Origin of the sequence: Methylobacterium sp. 4-46 (assembly GCF_000019365.1) — a bacterium.
Taxonomy (GTDB): Bacteria; Pseudomonadota; Alphaproteobacteria; order Rhizobiales; family Beijerinckiaceae; genus Methylobacterium.
Genome location: NC_010511.1, coordinates 203,627 through 221,374 on the forward strand (window position 1 = coordinate 203,627; position 17,748 = coordinate 221,374).

At 70.7% G+C, this 17,748-nt stretch carries 8 protein-coding genes; 2 read left to right on the forward strand and 6 right to left on the reverse strand.

Annotated elements, in window-relative coordinates:
• Positions 1-26 precede the first annotated feature (26 nt).
• The 5 genes from M446_RS00850 to M446_RS36640 all read right to left on the reverse strand — a co-directional run bounded on the left by M446_RS00850 (position 27) and on the right by M446_RS36640 (position 14,631).
• Positions 27-9,557: a type I polyketide synthase gene (locus M446_RS00850; RefSeq protein WP_012330169.1), complete on the reverse strand. Its 9,531-nt coding sequence runs from the start codon at positions 9,555-9,557 to the stop codon at positions 27-29.
• Positions 9,554-10,483 carry a flavodoxin family protein gene (locus M446_RS00855; protein ID WP_012330170.1) on the reverse strand — a complete coding sequence of 310 codons (930 nt, stop codon included), beginning with the start codon at positions 10,481-10,483 and terminating at the stop codon, positions 9,554-9,556. The genes M446_RS00850 and M446_RS00855 overlap by 4 nt, the downstream gene beginning before the upstream one ends.
• Positions 10,484-10,493: 10 nt before the next feature.
• Positions 10,494-11,639 carry a beta-ketoacyl-ACP synthase III gene (locus M446_RS00860; RefSeq protein ID WP_012330171.1) on the reverse strand — a complete coding sequence of 382 codons (1,146 nt, stop codon included), beginning with the start codon at positions 11,637-11,639 and terminating at the stop codon, positions 10,494-10,496.
• 89 nt (positions 11,640-11,728) lie between these two features.
• Positions 11,729-13,432: an HAL/PAL/TAL family ammonia-lyase gene (locus M446_RS00865; RefSeq protein WP_012330172.1), complete on the reverse strand. Its 1,704-nt coding sequence runs from the start codon at positions 13,430-13,432 to the stop codon at positions 11,729-11,731.
• Positions 13,433-14,061: 629 nt separating this feature from the next.
• The gene (locus M446_RS36640) at positions 14,062-14,631 is read right to left on the reverse strand and encodes a transposase (RefSeq protein ID WP_322597465.1); all 570 of its coding nucleotides are present in this window, start codon (positions 14,629-14,631) and stop codon (positions 14,062-14,064) included.
• Here M446_RS36640 and M446_RS38655 point away from each other — a divergent pair.
• Positions 14,600-14,722, forward strand: a complete 123-nt coding sequence (locus M446_RS38655) for a hypothetical protein (protein ID WP_265576501.1) — start codon at positions 14,600-14,602, stop codon at positions 14,720-14,722. The genes M446_RS36640 and M446_RS38655 overlap by 32 nt on opposite strands.
• Here M446_RS38655 and M446_RS00880 read toward each other — a convergent pair.
• Positions 14,713-17,232 (reverse strand): heavy metal translocating P-type ATPase, encoded by a 2,520-nt coding sequence (locus M446_RS00880; protein ID WP_083784613.1) that lies wholly within the window; start codon positions 17,230-17,232, stop codon positions 14,713-14,715. The two genes, M446_RS38655 and M446_RS00880, sit on opposite strands and share 10 nt — an antisense overlap.
• 83 nt (positions 17,233-17,315) lie before the next feature.
• Here M446_RS00880 and cueR point away from each other — a divergent pair, with 83 nt between their 5' ends.
• Positions 17,316-17,744 (forward strand): Cu(I)-responsive transcriptional regulator, encoded by a 429-nt coding sequence (gene cueR / locus M446_RS00890; RefSeq protein WP_012330174.1) that lies wholly within the window; start codon positions 17,316-17,318, stop codon positions 17,742-17,744.
• Positions 17,745-17,748: the final 4 nt, after the last annotated feature.

Below are 17,748 nucleotides of genomic sequence, written 5' to 3' on the forward strand. Positions count from 1 at the left end.
GCACGAGCGTCCTCTCGGCGCGCCGATCAGGCCCGGATGCGGGCCAGCAGGTAATCGGCCGCCCCGTCGATAGTCGGGTGATCGAACACCATCATGGCCGGGATCTTCAGGTGAGAACCGAAGCTCTTCTGGATCCGGTTCTTGAACGCCACCGCGACGAGGGAGTCGACGCCGAGGTCCATGAAGTTGGTCTCGAGATCGAAGCGGTCGCGGCTGCCGCTTCCGAGGATGTCCTCCAGCAGCGACGAGATGTGATCCGTCAGGATCTCCTTCCGGGACGCCGGCGGGGCGAGCGTCAGCTGCTCCCACAGGAAGCCGTCTGCCCGTGTGGGCGCCACCTCCTCGACCTGGACCGGAGCGGTCGCGGCGGGGGCAGCGGACTTGCCGTCCACCCAATACCGGCTCCTCTGGAACGGGTAGGTCGGCAGGGCGAGCTTGCGCGCCGGAGCCGTCCCGGTCCCGCCCGTCCAGTCGATCTGCACACCGCGGGCATACAGCTGTCCCACGGCCCCGAGCCACTCCCGCGGATCGTCGTGGTCCTTCCTGAGCGATCCGACCCAGAGCGCCGCCTCCGGCGACGGCAGGCATTCCTGCCCCATCGCGGTCAGGACCGGGTGAGGACCGATCTCGACGAAGACCCGGCACCCGAGCCGGTCGAGTTCGGCGACCCCGTCGCCGAACAGCACCGCGCCGCGCGTCTGCCGCTGCCAGTACTCCGCCCAGTCCATTCCCTCGCCGCCGATGGACCGGCCGGTCAGGTTGGAGACCATGCGGATCTCGGGCGCGCGGTACGCGATCCGCGCCGCGACCGCCCCGAACTCCCTCAGCATCGGCTCGACCAGCGGCGAGTGGAACGCGTGCGACACCGTGAGCGGCCGCACGCGCAGGCCCCGCCCGCGGAGGGCCTCGCCGAGCACCGCGATGGAGTCCGTCTCGCCCGATAGGACGGTGCTGTTCGGCCCGTTCACGGCCGCCACCGCGACCTTGCCGCCGGCCTCGGCGAGCCATCCTTCGAGTTCCGGGAGGCCGGCCGCCACGGCGATCATCTGGCCCGTCTCGCAGAGCTGCCCCATCAGCCGTCCCCGCGCGGCCACGAGCGTGAGCCCGTCCTCCAGGGACATCACGCCGGCCACCGTGGCGGCCACGTACTCGCCGACGCTGTGGCCGAGCACCGCCGAGGGCCGCACGCCGCAGGCGCGCCACGCCTCGGCCAGCGCGTATTCGAGCGCGAACAGGCAGGGCTGCGTGTACTCGGTCCGGTGCAGCCGCCGCTCATCCGCGCCGGACCACAGCAGGTCCAGCAGGGAACATCCGAGCAGGGGCGAGACGATCTCCGCGCAGCGATCCATCGCCGACCGGAAGGCCGGCAACCACGCGTACAGCTGCTGGCCCATGCCGAAGTACTGGGCGCCCTGACCGGTGAACAGGAAGGCGACCTTCCCCGGGTCGCTCGCGGGCGAGAACCTGCGGGCGGATTGCGCCCGCAGCGCCGCGACCAGCTCCTCCGCGGTGGATCCCACCACCGCGAGCCTGTGACCGAAGTGGCCCCTGCCGCGCTGGGCGGTGTGGCACACGTCGCGAAGCGAAACATCCGGATTGGAGGAGAGGAAGGCCGCGTAGTCGGAGGCGAGCCTCTGCAGAGCGGGCTCGCTCTTGGCCGAGAGCGCGAGCACCTCGCAGGGGCTCCGGTCCGCCGCGGGCGAGGCGTCCGCCCCGTCCCGGTACTCCTCGACGATCACGTGGGCATTCGTGCCCTGCAGCGCGAAGGCGCTGACGCCCGCGATCCGGCTCTCCCCGTCGCTCCGCCACGGGGTCAGTTCCGTCGGGATGCGCGCCGGGATGTCGTCGAGCGAGATGTACGGATTGAGCGTCCTGAAGTGCAGGTGCGCCGGGATGGCGTGGTGCTGAAGGGACAGGACCACCTTGAGCAGGCCGGCCATGCCGGCGGCCGGCTCCAGATGACCCAGATTCGTCTTCACCGAGCCGACGTAGAGCGGATGCCCCGCGTCCCGCCCCTCCCCGAGCACCGCGCCGATGGCGCGCATCTCGATCGGATCGCCCAGGGAGGTGCCGGTGCCGTGCGCCTCGACGTAGCTCACCTCCGCCGGAGCCACCGCCGCCTGCCGGAGCGCCTGCCGGATCAGGGCCTCCTGGGCCCGTCCGTTCGGGACCGTGAGGCCGCTGCTCGCCCCGTCCTGGTTGACCGCCGAGCCGCGGATCACCGCCAGGATGCGATCGCCGTCCGCGACCGCGTCGGACAGCCGCTTCAGGAGCACCGCGCCGCAGCCCTCCCCCCGCGAGAAGCCGTTCGCGGAGGCGTCGAACGCCTTGCTCCTGCCGTCCGGCGCCAGCGCCCTGGCGTGCGACAGGGCGATGGTCGATTGCGGCGACAGGAGGAGATTGACGCCCGCCGCGATGGCCAGCGTCGATTCCCGCAGTCGCAGGCTCTGGCACGCTTGGTGAACCGCAACCAGTGACGAGGAGCACGCCGTGTCCAGGGTCACGCTCGGCCCCTGCAGGCCGAGCAGGTACGACACCCGGCCCGAGGCGTAGCTGAGGCCCGTGCCCGTGCCGCTGTAGAGCCCGGCCTCCTGGATGGTCCGGGGATCGTCCTGAAGGCGGGCGTAGTCCATGTTGGACACGCCGACGAAGACGCCGGTGTCGCTGCCGAGCAGGTCGGCCGGCGGGATCCCAGCATTCTCGAGTGCCTCCCAGGTCACTTCGAGCAGCAGCCGCTGCTGCGGGTCCATGAACTTGGCTTCGTGGGCGGGCACGTCGAAGAACGGCGCGTCGAACAGGTCGATCCGCTCCTGCAGGAAGCCGCCCCACTTCGCGTAGGTCTTGCCGACCGCGTCCGGGTCCGGGTCGAAGAGGGCGTCCGCGTCCCAGCGGTCCTTGGGAACCTCGATCACCGCGTCCCGTCCCTCGGTCAGCAGCTGCCAGAACCTGTCCGGATCCGACGAACCCCCGGGGAAGCGGCACCCCATCCCGACGATCGCGATCGGCTCGGCGGCGCCGGGGCGCGCGACCGGCGCCCGCTGCGCCGCCGGGTCTTGCGCCGCCGGGCCTTGCGCGGCCGGCGCCGTCGCGGAGGGCGCGGCGGGGGCCTTGGCGTCGGCGGCGGGGGCCTTGGCGTCGGCGGCGGGGGCCTTGGCGTCGGGAAGCGCCGCCAGGGCGTCGCCCAGGAAGCCGGCCAGCGCCTCGACGGTCGGGTAGTCGAACACCAGCGTGGCCGGGAGCTTGACCCGGTCGCCGATCCCCTTCCGCAGCCGGTTCCGGAGTTCGACCGCCATCAGCGAATCGACACCCAGATCCTTGAAGCCCTTGCGGGGATCGAGCTTCTGCTCGCCCTGCATGCCCAGGACGAGCGCCAGCTCGCCCTGCACGAACGCCGTGAGGACGCTTCCCCGCTCGGCCGACGGCGCCGCCGCGAGCTGCGAGAGGAGCTTCGCGCCGGCCGCGTCGGGCCGCTTGCGCGCCCCGTCCCGCGGCTTGACGATCTCGCTCAGGAAGGGCGGGACCTCTCCCGCGCTCCTGCGCAGCACCTCGTTCCAGTCCATGGGCAGAACGCCCACCTGGCCCCCGCGCTGGCGCAGCAGCTGGCCGAACAGCGCGACGCCCTCCTCCGGGCTGATCGCGCCCATCCCGGTCGCGATGGCGTTCGACCGCACGAGGTCGGCGGCGAGCCCGACCTCGGACCACGCGCCCCAGTTGATGCTCAGCCCGGCGAGGCCGCGGCTGCGCCGGTAGGCCATGAGCGCGTCGAGGAAGGCGTTGGCGGCGGCGTAGTTGGCCTGGCCGCTGTTCCCTAGGAGCGAGGCGGCGGACGAGAAGCATACGAAGAAGTCGAGCGCGCACCCCGCCCGCTGCGCGGCTCGGTGGAGGTTCCACGCCCCGAGCACCTTGGGCGCCATGACCCGCTCGTACTTGTCCCAGCTCTGCTGTTCCAGCACGCCGTCGTCCCGCAGGCCGGCGGCGTGGACGATCCCCGCGAGCGGCGGGCACCCCTCTCGCTCCATCTGCCGCAGCAGGTCCGCGACGGCGTCCGGGTCCGCGACGTCGACCGACCGCACGAGAATCCGCGCGCCCTGCTCCTCGAGCCCGCGCAGGGCCTCCAGGGCGGCGTCCGAGGGACCTGAGCGGCCGACGAGCACCAGCTCGCGGGCACCTTCCCGCTCGACCATCCAGCGCGCCACCGTCAGGCCGAGCCCGCCGAGGCCACCCGTGATCAGGTAGGTCGCGCCCGCGCGGCACGCGCCCGCCTCGCCGGAGGCCGTCGCGTGCGAGACGACGATCTTCCCGGTGTGCTTCCCCTGGGCCATGAACCGGAAGGCGTCCTTGACGTCCAGGAGCGGGTAGCTGCGCCGCGGCAGCGGCGTCAGGCGCCCGGCGGCGAAATCCGCCATGACTTCCCTGAACAGGCCGCCGACCAGCTCCGGCTGCGACGTCAGCTCGTCGAGGGCGATGGTGAAGCTGGAGATGCCGGGGCGGAACGCGAGCGCCTCCGCCTCGGACCAGATTCCCACCTTCCCGATCTCGAGGAAGCGCCCGCCCTCGCGGAGCAGCCCGAGGCTCTTCGGAATGAACTCGCCCGCGAGCGAGTTCAGCACGAGGTCGACGCCCTCCTGCCCCGTCGCCCGGAGCACGTCGTCGTGGAAGTCGAGGCTGCGCGAGGAGAAGACGTGCCGGATCCCCAGCGACCGCATCAGGTCGGCCTTCTCGGGCGACCCGACGGTGACGAAGATCTCGGCGCCCGCGTTCCGGGCGAGCTGGATCGCCGCCATGCCGACCCCGCCCGCCCCGGCGTGGATCAGCACGCGCTCGCCGGCCCTCATGCGTCCGAGACGGTTGAGGGCGTAGTGCGCCGTGAGGAACACGACCGGAATGGTGGCCGCCTCCTCGAAGGACATCCCGTCGGGAATCCGCATCACCACCTGGGGCAGCGTGGCGATGTGCGAGGCGAAGCTGCCCGCCAGGATCGTGAGGACGCGGTCGCCGACCGCGAAGTCCACGACGTCCTCACCCACCGCCGAGACCACGCCGGCCGCGTCCTGCCCGAGGGGACCGGGATCCCCCGGATACATGCCCATCACGCCCAGCACGTCGCGGAAGTTGAGGCCGGTCGCCTTCACGGCGATCTCGACCTCGCCCCGGCCGAGCGGGCGGCGGGTCATCGGCACGACGCGCAGGTTGTCGATCGCGCCGCGCTCGGCGCAGTCCAGGAGGTAGCTCTCCGCCGGAAGCGACAGCCCGCCGGCCCGGTCCCGCCGGGCGAGGCGGGCCACGGACCGCCGGAGCCCGCCGGCCTCACGCGCGTAGGCGATCTGCTCCTCGGCCGGGACAGCGCCGACCTCGGCGCGCAGGGCCGCCGGGTCGATCCGGTCCTCGAAATCGACGCTGATCCACTTCGCCTCCGGATGTTCGAGCCGAAGCGTGGTGAACAGGCCGCGCAGCGGGGAGACGAGGATGCCCTCCCCCTGCACCGCCTCCTCGGTGACGAGGTAGAAGGCCCGCGTGCCGTCCTGCTTCACGAGGAGCTGGACCGCGCGCAGCACGGGCAGGTAGGCGTCCCGCTGCGCGCGCCCAACCGCGTCCGCCGCGAGATCGTCGAGGCGGGTCGCCCCCCCGCGGGCGCCCGGCCCGGGCACGAAGATCGCCTTGTCCGGCGCGCCCTCCGTGTCGAGCATGCGGCGCATCGCGGCAAGCAGCCCCTCGTCGTCGCCATCGAGCGGCAGGCGCTCCACGCGCCGGCCCTCGCCCGCGAGTGCGGCGCAGAGGTCCTCGCCGGCGGGCCCGCTGCCCGCGAAGACCCAGATCCGGCCGGCTCCGGGATCGGCCGGGGCGTCGAGCGGGCGGGGGAGCCAGCGCAGCTCGTACAAGAGATCCTGGTCGGCGACGCCGAGGCTCTTGAGCACGCTCTCCTTGGCGGCTTGCACGACCCTGAGGCCGAGGATCTCGGCCAGGACCTCGCCACGGGCGCCGAGGATCCGCGCGTCGCCCGTGAAGGCCTTGCCCTCGCCGCCGTCGCGCAGGACGACGTGCCCGTTGAGTTCGCCGTCGGACGGGAGCTTGCGGACGCGCAGCGTCTCGATCCCGACCGGCAGGTAGGCGATCCCGGCCGGGCCGTCGTCCGGAATGCTGTGGGCCAGCAACTGGAAGCACGAATCGAGGATGACGGGATGCAGGTGGTAGCCCGTCTCCGGGGAGGCGCGCGCCGCCTCGGGCAGGCTCAGCCGAGCCAAGGCCTCCTTCGGGCCCCGCGACACCCGGTCCAGGCCCTGGAAGGCCGGGCCGTAGGCGATCCCCGTGGTCTGGAAGCGCTCGTAGCACTGCTCCCCGACCAGGTCCTCGGCGCAGCGTGCTCGGATGGCGTCGAGATCCTGGTCGGGCTTGAGCGCGAGCGAATCCTCGCCCGCGACGGCCGCGATCCGGCCGCTCGCGTGGCGGCTCCAGCCCTGGCCCTTGCCGAGGAGCTGGAAGTCGTGAGCGTCGCTGCCCTCCTCGCGGGTCAGGACGCATTGGAGCTGCCGGCCTGCGCCCTCCTCCAGGATGCAGGCCTGCTCGAACACGACGTCCGAGATCGCCAGCTCGTCGGCGCGAAGGCTCTCGGCGCCCGCCGCGAGGGCGATCTCCAGGAACGCGGCCGCCGGCACGAGCACCCGCCCGTACACCCGATGGTCGGCCAGATACTCCGGAGCGCCCGGCTCCAGTTCCGCGATGGCGATCGTGGTGCCCGGAGCCACCGCCGATTCCACCGAGGACGCCAGCAGCGGATGGCGGCGGGATCCGGCCAAGACGAGCCGCGCCGGCTTGTCGTTGGCCATCCAGTAGCGCTGCCGCTGGAACGGATAGGTCGGCAGGCTCAGCTTGCGCCTGCCGAAATCGCGGTCGTAGCTCTCCCAGTCGAGGTTGACACCGGCCGTGTAGAGATGGGCGGCCGCCTCGAGCATCTCCCGGCAATCGTCTTGGCCGCGCCGGAGCGAGGCCCGCCAGATCCGCGAATCCGGATCGGACAGGCAGGTCTGCCCCATTCCGATCAGGACGGGATGCGGCCCGATCTCGAGGAAGCAGCGGCATCCCGCTTGCTCCAGCGTGCGCATGCCCTCGCTGAAGCGCACGGTCCCGCGGACCTGCCGGCTCCAGTAGCCGGGGCGGGCCATCTCCTGGCCGGAGATCGCCTCGCCCGTCACGTTGGAGATCAGCCGGACCCGCGACGCGTGGTGCGTGAGCCCCGCCGCGATCCCCTCGAATTCCTCCAGCATCGGATCCATGAGGGCCGAATGGAAGGCGTGGGATACGGTCAGCCGCTTGACCCTGACATTCCGGCCCTCGAGCGCGGCGGCGGCCGCCGCCACGGCGTCGCGCTCGCCCGAGATGACGGTGGCGGCGGGCCCGTTGATCGCCGCCACGGAGACCCGTCCCTCCCACCGCTCGATCAGCGCCCCCACCTCGGCGGCGTCGGCCTCGACGGCGCACATGTCGCCCGGCGTGCACCGCTCTTGCATCAGGCGGGCCCGGTGGGCGATCAGCGTGAGCCCGTCCTCCAGGCTCAGGACGCCGGCCACGGTGGCCGCGCAATACTCGCCGACGCTGTGGCCCAGGGCCGCGCCGGCCCGGATCCCCCAGGACTGCCACAGCTGCGCGAGGCTGTATTCCAGGGCAAACAGCGCCGGCTGGGTGTAACGCGTCTGGTGAATCAGCTCCGGGCTCGCGCGGCCCCACATCACGTCGAGCAGGTCCACGTCGAGGTGGCTGGCCAGGAGCCCGGCACAGGCGTCCATCGCATTCCGGAAGGACGGCTGGGTCTCGTAGAGCTGCCGCCCCATGCCGAAATACTGGGAGCCCTGGCCGGTGAACAGGAAGGCGACCTTCGGCTGCTCGGTCTCCGCCGCCCCGCCCGCCGCCTGCTCGACGACGTCCTTGAGCTTGCCGACGAGTTCGGGCCGGGTCCCGGCCACCAGGGCGGCGCGCCGTCCGAAGTGGCACCGGCCCGCATTGGCGGTGAAGCAGTAATCCCCCAGGTCCGGTTCGGTCCGCTCCAGCTGCGCGACGTGCCGCGCCGCCAAGTCCCGCAGCGCGGCGTCGTTGGCGGCCGAGAGCGCGAGCAGGTGGGCCGTCCGCTCCGGTCCGGCCGGCCTCTCCGCGGGAGGCGGCGCCTCCCCGAGGACCACGTGGGCGTTGGTTCCGCTGAATCCGAACGCGCTGACGCCCGCCGCCCGCCGCCGCCCGCCGCGCCGCCACGGGGCCGGCTCGGTGACGATGCGGGCGGGAACGTCGTCGATGGCGATGTGCGGGTTCAACTCCTTGAAGTGGAGGTGCGGCGGGATCTCGTCGTTCTGCAGGGCGAGAACGACCTTCATGATGCCGGCCACGCCCGCGGCCACTTCCGTGTGCCCGATATTGGTCTTCACCGAGCCGAGCATCACGGGCTGATCCGCGGAGCGACCCTCGCGCAGGACGTTTCCGGCGGCGCGCACCTCGATCGGGTCGCCGAGCTTCGTGCCCGTCCCGTGCGCCTCGAGGTAGTCGATGTCCGCGGGCCGCAGCTTCGCGCGCTTGAGGGCGGTGCGCATCACCGCCTCCTGGGCCGGTCCGTTCGGCACCGTCAGGCCGCCGCTGGCCCCGTCCTGGTTCACGGCCGAGCCGAGCACGACCGCCAGGATGCGGTCGTTCTGCCGGACAGCGTCGGAGAGGCGCTTCAGCACCAGCACGCCGCAGCCCTCCGACTGGGCGTAGCCGTCCGCGCCCGCGTCGAAGGTGCGGCTGAAGCCCGTGAGGGAGAGCGCCTTCGCCTGAGAGAAGCAGAGCGTTCCGTAGGGGCCGAGGATCAGGTTGACCCCGCCGGCCAGTGCGAGATCGCACTCCCCGCTCCGCAGGCTCTGACAGGCCAGATGCACGCTCACCAGCGAGGACGAGCAGGCCGTGTCCAGGGAGACCGACGGGCCCTGGAGCCCGAGCACGAAGGAGACCCGGCCGGCGACGACGCTGTGGCCGTTGCCCGAGGCCACGTAGAGGCTCTGCTCCTCCACCCGGGAGGGCACCGACAGCATCTTCGAGTAGTCGAAGTTCATGACCCCCATGAAGACGCCGGTCGCGCTGCCGGCGAGCCGCGTCGGGTCGCAGCCGGCATTCTCCAGGGCCTCCCAGGTCACTTCCAGCAGGAGCCGCTGCTGGGGATCGATGTACTGGGCCTCCCGCGGCGAGATCCGGAAGAACGCGGCGTCGAACTGGTCCACGTTCCAGTGCAGGTAGCCGCCCGTCCGCACGTAGGTCTTGCCCGGCCGCCCGGGCTCCGGGTCGTAGAAGGCGTCCGCGTCCCACCGGTCCTTGGGGATCGGCACCATGCCGTGGCGGCCGCCGCGCAGGAGATCCCAGAACGAGTCCGGATCGTGGGCGCCGCCCGGGAAGCGGCAGCCCATGCCGACGATGGCGATGGGCTCGTCCCGCTGGCGCTCCAGCGTGTCGACCTGCGCGCGCAGGCCCTTCAGCACGGCGAGCTGCTGCCTCGCCAGGGCCTGCGACCCGGCCGGTCCGGCCGCTCCGTTCTCAAGGCTCATGCCGTTCCTCCCGTCTGGACCTGCTCGCCCGCGAACCGCACGATCTGCCTCGTGCGGCACACCAGGCCCGCCCGCTGACCGAGCCGCACCAGAAGGACCCAGGTCGGGAGGAAGGTCAGTGCGATAGCAAACAGGAGGGCCACGAAGACGGCGACGAGGGGCTTGCGCGTCGGACCGTTCGGCGTCGAGCAGGTTGCGATCAGCAGCGCGGAGGCGCGGAAGATGCTCTTGCCCACCGCCTCGGAGGTGGCCGTGGTCGTGAGCGCCTCGGATTGGCGCAGGGGCGGGACCGCTTCTCCGGGCCCGGGATCGAGGCCGAGATGGGCCAGCATCGCCCTCCCGAAGCGGCCGGCCGAGCGGATCGCCTCCGGCGCGACGCCGGCCTCGGGGATGTAGCGCGACACCGACTTCCTGCCCGTGATCAGCCAGAGGGGCGTCGACACGAAGGTGACGGGCCGGTTGCCCGAGCGGTCCTTGAAGGTCACGTGACCGATCAGCTTGGAGCCGAGGCGTGCCAGCTGCTCCTGCATGCTGATCTGCGCCTGCGACCACATGCTCCGGCAGGTGACCACCGTGACCACGTCCGTGCCGGCGAGGACGCGGGCCTTCTCGGACTTCAGGAAGCTCATCATCGGAGTCGCGACCGAGAGGAACCATACCGGATAGGCGAGGACCACGAGGTCGTACGTCTCGTCTCGCGGGAAGGACGGCTCCTCGATGGCACCCGCCACCTCGCGGACCGCCTCGGGGAATACCGAGAAGAACGACAGGAAGCTCCACGGGAAAGGATAGGCGGTGGCGGGCCGGATCCGTTCAAGGTGCAGGTCGACCTCGCCGTCGCGCCGCAGCGGTTCCAGCAGATGATCGATGATCATCTCCGTCTGCCCGCTGTTCGAATAGAAGAGGCAGAGGACTTTGCGTGTCATGGCGCAGCCCTCAGACGGCGGTCAGCAGGATGTAGGACATGGTGAAGCGCCCGCTCTCGGGCACGAACAGCAGCACCTGATCGCCGGGCCTGAGCCGGCCCGACTTGAACAGTTCGTCGAGCATGGCGTAGGGCGAAGCCGAGCCGACGTTGCCGACCCGCTCCAGGTTCATGAACCATTTGCTTTCGGGAATATTCAATCCGTACTCCCCCATGTGCTTGAGCATCTGCTCCTTGAAGAAATAAGAAGAGATGTGCGGCAGGAAGTACGTGACTTTGTCCTCGTCGAGCCGGCGGCGGTCCTTGACGGTCCGGTACGCGCGCGCGCCGAGAGCGAGCATGTGCTCGTTCAGGAGTTCCACGTCCTGCTTGAAGGCGAAGACGGAGGCCTTGTGCCATGTCTCCGGGGGCAGGTTGCGGTACCCGACGAGCCGGCCGTCCTCGTCCTTGACTGCGCCGTGATACATGCAGACGTCGTGTTCGCCGGCGTACGAGACGACGTCGACCCACTCGATCCGCAAGGACACCCGGGCGGGGTCGGGCTTCGACCGCACCAGGACCGCGCCGGCCCCGTCCGAGAGCATCCAGCGCAGAAAATCCTTCTCGAAGGCCAGGATCGGGTTCTTTTCCAGCTGGATCTGCCGCTCGCGGAATTCCGGCGTGAAGAAGCTGCCGCGCATGAAGCTCGACGCGGCTTCCGATCCGGTGGCGACGGCGCTCTCCGCCTCGCCGGTCGCGACCATGAGCTGCGCGGATTTCAGGCTCTGCGCCCCGACCACGCACATGCCCTCGAACGAGGCGACCTCGCAGGGCGGGCTCCTGAGGAGCCCGTGCACCATGACCGCGTGGGACGGCCGCACCTGATCCGGCGAGGACGTGCCGCAGGCCAGGAAGTCGAGGCTCTCCAGGCCCTCGGGCTCGCCCGCGAACAGGCCCCTGACCGCCGCCGCGGTCATCTCCGCGTTGGTGTGCGTGGCCCGTCCGGTCTCAGGATCGATCGCGTAGTGGCGCGCCTTGATCCCGTTCTTCTCGAGGATCAGGGGCCGCAGCGCCGAGGGCTTGGACCCCGCGATGCCGAGCACCGCCTCCATCTCGTCGTTGCCGACGGGCCGGTTGGGAAGGAACAGGGACGTGTTCGTGATGTAGGCGTGGTGCATGGTCGCCACCTCTCGGGCCTGCGATGTGGACGTGTGATGGGCTGATGGCCGGCGTCGCGCGCGAGGGCGGCGCCTATCGAGGGCGGCGCCTATGGCGCGACCGCCACGCGGCCGCCCGCCCTGGTCGCGGGCGAGCCGAAGGCCGGCCCCGCTCCCGGGGCGAATTCCGCGGCCATCGCCCCGATGATCTCGCCGCCGGGCCGGGACAGGTCCGCGACGATGGCAGCGACGTGGTCGCTCAGGTCCTGCTCGTCGTTCCTGAAGACGAGCGGCCTCTCATCCGAGGCCGGCCGGCCCAGGAGGGCGCGGACGGTCTCGTAGAGCGGCAGCAGCGTCGGCGACAGGTACCGCCGCCCGTCGAAGCCGCCTCCGGTCGCGCGGGCGCGCAGGTCCATGGCCTGGATGCCGAACACCAGCGAGATCGCGAGATACTGCTTGAACAGCGACACCGATTCGGACGCCAGGGTCGCCGAGTTGAACCCCTGGCTGTTGATGTTCTGGTTGAACTGCTCGGCGTGGGTCGGGAAGAGGACCGAGATTCCGTTCGACAGGTGAAGCAGCTTCGGAACGATCGAGTTCGCACAGATCTGCAGGCCCTTCAGGCCGAACTTGATGCGGTTGTCCTGATCACCGACCAGCGAGGCCGGCAGGCCGCTGTTGAACTCCGGGGCGACCGCGAAGGCGATCTGCACGTCGAGATGCTTGGCCAGCAGGGCCATGTAGGTCCGCAGCTGGTCCATCCCGAGCGCGACGTACTCGGCGAAGAAGTTGCCGCCGTGCAGGAGCCTCTCGTTCTCGAGGTCGATCAGCGGGTTGTCGTCGACCGAGTTGGCTTCGACCTCGATCTGCCCCTCGATAGCGTGGAGGCCGTCGACGATCGGACCGAGATATTGCGGCAGGCACCGCACGGAATAGCGGTCCTGCAGGAGAGATCCCGACCCGTCGGCCTTGCGGTGACCATTCGGCTTGAGGCTCTTCGAGCCGCGCAGCAGGTGGCGCATGGCTGCCGCCACGGCGATCTGGCCGGGGTGAGGCTTGTTCTGATGGATGAAAGGATCGAACGATTCGCTCGACGCGTTGAGCGCCTGGATCAACATCGCGTGCACGTGCAGCGCGAGCCGCGTCAGATGCCGGGTGTCGTGAACGCAGTGGGCACCGATGCTCGACATCATCGAGCTTCCGTTCACCAGCGCCAACCCCTCCTTCGCCCTCAGCTTCAGGGGCTGGAGGTTGAGCATCGACAGGGCCGACAGGGCGTCCATCTCCTCGCCGTCGCGCTCAACGCGGAACGACGGACCGAGGCCTATGAGGCAGCCGGCGATCTGGGCGAGCGGCACCAGATCGCCGCTCGCGCCGATCGAGCCGAGGTCCCGGACCACCGGCGTAATACCGGCGTTGAGGAACACCAAGTATCGCTCGATCAGCTCCGCGCGCGCACCGGAGACGCCCTTCGCGAGCATGTTCGCTCGGATGAACATGGCGGACCTGACCTGCGCCGCCGGCAGCTTCTTCCCGACCCCGCATTTCAGACCCCAGATCAGGTTCTGCTGAAGGTCTTCGACCTCGTTCAGCGACAGGACTTGGTTTGCCATACCGCCGAAGTTGGTATTGATCCCGTAGACCACCTCCTCGTTCGCCACCGCACGATAGACGAAGTCCGCCGCGTCATTGATGGTCCGCCTCAGCTGCGGATCGCACGTGAGGAACAGGTTCCGCTTGTGCAGGCCGACCTCGACGATCTGGTCGACGCTCAGTCGGGAGCCGGAGACGATGATCTGCTGGTTTGAATTCATGGCACACTGGCCTCGTCGCGGGTTGATGAGAACTCGGGCGGTGGAGGCGCTCGGATCCCGCCCCTGCCGCGGGTCTCCGGGCGGCGTGGATACGGTGTCGCCTCAGCAATCGGCGCGGCTGGAACGGCCCCGGAGCGGGTCAGCCCTCGCCATGTGTCACCACGCGCTGATATCCGCCGTGCGGCGGTCAGTGCGGTCTTCAAGCTCAACTTGGTGTCCGGCCGCTGCGTCGACCGCAGCTCCCCAGAATATTGCGCTATACTCGGCAGGCTTGCATGTGTCGGAGCACACTAATCATGCTAACGGCCCAGGATGCTGGCGCATCGGCTCGATCTCGGCGAAGCCCGAGAGCGACAGGGCCGCCGCACCGTCTCGCACATCGGATGCCGAGCGGGAGGCTTGGCGGAAGGTCGAGAACGCCCCCGAAGGTCGTTCCCGCCACCGTCGGTCTGATACCCAATCCGCTTGATCCCTTCGGGATGGCGGATTGGGGCTTCGCTCAGGCCCCGCGCAGGCGTGTGATCCGGGATCCGCTTCGATCAAGCGGAGCCCGGATCAGCCGTCGCAGGTGGGAGGACAGCCGGTCGGCGTGGCGGCGGGGCGGCCGGAGGGTCTCGGGCCGGTGTGCATCAAGCGGGCGAAGCGCCCGGAAATCGAAGGCTGGTTGGTCCGGGGCGGGCGGACAGCTCCGGCCCCGGCTCGGGCCGGCGCGCCGCCCCGCTGCCTGATGGCGGAACGTCGGTGGAACCAGCTCCGGTGTGATACCGCCGCGCTTGTGAACTGATCTGTTCGAGGTAGGGATAGGCGCAGAGGGACTTGATGCGGCCGGTCTCTGCCGCGAGAGCGTTCCAGGCCCGGCAGCGCGCCTCGACGACGGCCTCGTAGTCGGCCAGGAGCCGATGCGAGAGGGAGCGCTCGCGCAGGGAGAGCCAGACGCGTTCGACCGGGTTCAGCTCGGGACTGTAGGGCGTCAGGGGCACCAGGGCGAGGTTGGGCGGGAGCGTCACCGCGCGCGGATGGTGCCGGCCCGCGCCGTCCAGCACCATGACCGCAAGGGTGTCGGGCGGGACGCTGGCCGCAAAGTCGGCCAGGAAGCGGTCCATGGCCTGTGTGCAGACGCGCGGCAGAACGAGGGCGAAGTCCTCGCCTGTGGCCGGGACAGCCTCGGTGCTGCTGATGAGCGCCGTGAACTTCGCGATCCAGTCGGATTTCCGGTGGCTGCTCGTCGCGCCACCAATCGTCTGGACCTTTGGCCTGCTGGTACTGGCCGTGGCAGCCGCTCAGAGATGAGCGGTGCGCAGGCGCAGGGCATTGCCGATCACGCTGACCGAAGAGAGCGCCATCGCCGCGGCGGCGATGATCGGCGAGAGCAGGATGCCGAGGAACGGGTACAGCACCCCGGCCGCCACCGGCACGCCGGCCGCGTTGTAGATGAACGCGAAGAACAGGTTCTGGCGGATGTTGCTCATCGTGGCGCGCGAGAGCCGCCGGGCGCGCACGATCCCGTTCAGGTCGCCCTTGAGCAGGGTGATGCCGGCACTCTCGATCGCCACGTCCGTGCCGCTGCCCATCGCGATGCCGACGTCCGCCGCGGCCAGTGCCGGCGCGTCGTTGACGCCGTCACCGGCCATCGCGACCACCTGCCCCCGCGCCTGGTGGGCTTTGACCACCGCACTCTTCTGGTCGGGCAGCACCTCGGCCTCGACCTCGTCAATGCCGAGGGTGCGGGCCACCGCCTGCGCGGTGGTGCGGTTGTCGCCGGTCAGCATCACCACGCGGATCCCTTCGGCGCGCAGGGCCCGCAGGGCCTCCGGCGTCGTCGCCTTGATCGGATCGGCGATTGCGATGGCGCCGGCCACCCGGTCATCCACGCTCATGAAAATCGCCGTGGCGCCGTCCTGGCGTAGGCGGTCTGCCTGCAGGTCCAGCGCCGCCGTCGGGATCCCGGCTTCGCCCAGGAACTTCGCGTTGCCGAGCCGGATCTTGCGGCCCTCGACGGTGCCCAGGGCGCCCCGGCCGGTCGGACTGTCGAAGTCGCTGACCGGCGCGAGAGCCAGCCCCTGCTTTTCGGCCGCGGCGACGATCGCCACTGCCAGCGGGTGCTCGCTGGCGCGCTCGACGCTGGCGGCCAGCCGCAGGATCTCGGCGTCCGTGAACCCTTCGGCCGGGACCACCTGGGTAACGGCCGGCTTACCCTCGGTGAGCGTACCGGTCTTGTCGACCACCAGCGTGGTGATCGTCTCCATCCGCTCCAGCGCCTCGGCGTTCTTGATCAGCACGCCGGCCTGGGCGCCGCGGCCGACGCCGACCATGATCGACATCGGTGTGGCCAACCCGAGCGCGCACGGGCAGGCGATGATCAGGACCGCCACCGCTGCCAGCAGGCCGTAGGTGAAGCGCGGCTCGGGGCCGAGCGCGAACCAGGCGACGAACGCCAGTGCGGCCACCGCCATCACCACCGGCACGAACCAGCCGGCGACCTGGTCGGCCAGCCGCTGGATCGGCGCGCGGCTGCGCTGGGCCTCGGCGACCAGCTGGACGATGCGCGCCAGCATGGTGTCGCGGCCGACGTTCCTGGCCTCGATCACCAGGGCGCCACTCTGGTTGAGGGTGCCGCCGATCACCGCGGCGCCGACGTCCTTGCTCACCGGCATCGCCTCGCCGGTGACCAGCGCCTCGTCCACCGACGAGCGGCCCTCGATCACGCTGCCGTCGACCGGGACCTTTTCCCCCGGGCGCACGCGCAAGCGGTCGCCGACCTGAACGGTGTCGAGACCGACCTCCTCCTCGCTGCCGTCAGCCCGGAGCCGGCGGGCGGTCTTCGGGGCGAGATCGAGCAGCGCGCGCAGGGCGCCGCTGGTGCTTTCGCGGGCGCGCAGCTCCAGCACCTGGCCCAAGAGCACCAGCACGGTGATCACCGCCGCGGCCTCGAAGTAGGCCGGCACGGCACCGCCATGGCCGCGCAATGCGGCCGGGAACACCCCCGGCGCCGCGGTGGCCACCACGCTGTAGAGCCAGGCCACCCCGGTGCCGAGGGCGATCAGCGTGAACATGTTCAGGTTGCGGCTCTTCACCGACGCCCAGCCGCGCTCGAAGAACGGCGAGCCGGCCCACAGCACCACCGGCGTGGCCAGGACCAGCTGCAGCCAGTTGCTGTTCTGCTGGCCGAGGCGGTCGACCAGTCCCGTCAGGTGACCGCCCATTTCCAGGGCGAACACCGGCAGGGTCAGCACCAGGCCGACCCAGAACCGCCGGGTCATGTCGACCAGCTCGGCACTCGGGCCGGTGTCGGCGCTGACCAGCAGCGGCTCCAGGGCCATGCCGCAGATCGGGCAGGCGCCCGGGCCGACCTGCCGGACCTCGGGGTGCATCGGGCAGGTGTAGATCGTGCCCTCGGGCACGGGATCCGCCTTCGCCGCGGAGCTGGCCGGATCGAGATAGCGCGCCGGATCCGCCGCGAACTTGGCTTGGCAGCCAGCCGAACAGAAGTAGTAGGGACGCCCGTTGTGCTGGGCGCGATGCTTGGCCGTGTGCGGGTCGACGATCATCCCGCAGACCGGATCCTTGACGGCCCCCTCGGCCGCCGGGCCAGCATGGTCATGCCCATGATGATGGTCATGGTCGTGGTGGGCATGGTCATGGGCTGCCGGCGCTGCCTTGCCATGCCCCCCGCAGCAGCTGTGACCGTGTTCGGGAGGCGCCGCGGCCTGATCGACAGCCGTAGCCTTGCCCTTTCCCCCACAGCAGCTGGGAGCGTCGGCAGCCTGATCCTGCGAGCGGTCGCGGGCATGGTCGGTCATGGCCGGGGCCCTGTCTTGATCCTCTTGCCCGGCAGCCTGCACCTTCCCATCATGGGAAGGTCAACAGGGAAAGCGCAGGGACGATGAATATCGGGCAGGCGGCGCAGGCCTCGGGCGTCTCGGCCAAGATGATCCGCTACTACGAGAGCATCGGCCTGGTGCCGCCGGCGGGGCGCCGCGAGAGCGGCTATCGCGACTACGGCCCGGCCGACCTGCACCGCCTCGGGTTCATCCGCCGCGCCCGCGACCTCGGGTTCTCGGTCGAGCGCATCCGGCTCCTCTTGGAGCTGTGGAGCGATCAGGGCCGCAGTAACGCCGAGGTGAAGGCGATCGCACTGACGCATATCAACGAACTGGAAGAGCGGGCGAAGCAGTTGCAGGAGATGGCGGGGGCGCTGCGCGCCCTCGCCAATGCCTGCGACGGCGATGGGCGGCCGGACTGCCCGATCATCCAAGGCCTGGAGGCCGGCGGGGCGGCGGCCTGTCACGGCGCACTCCCCGCACGGCATTAGCAGC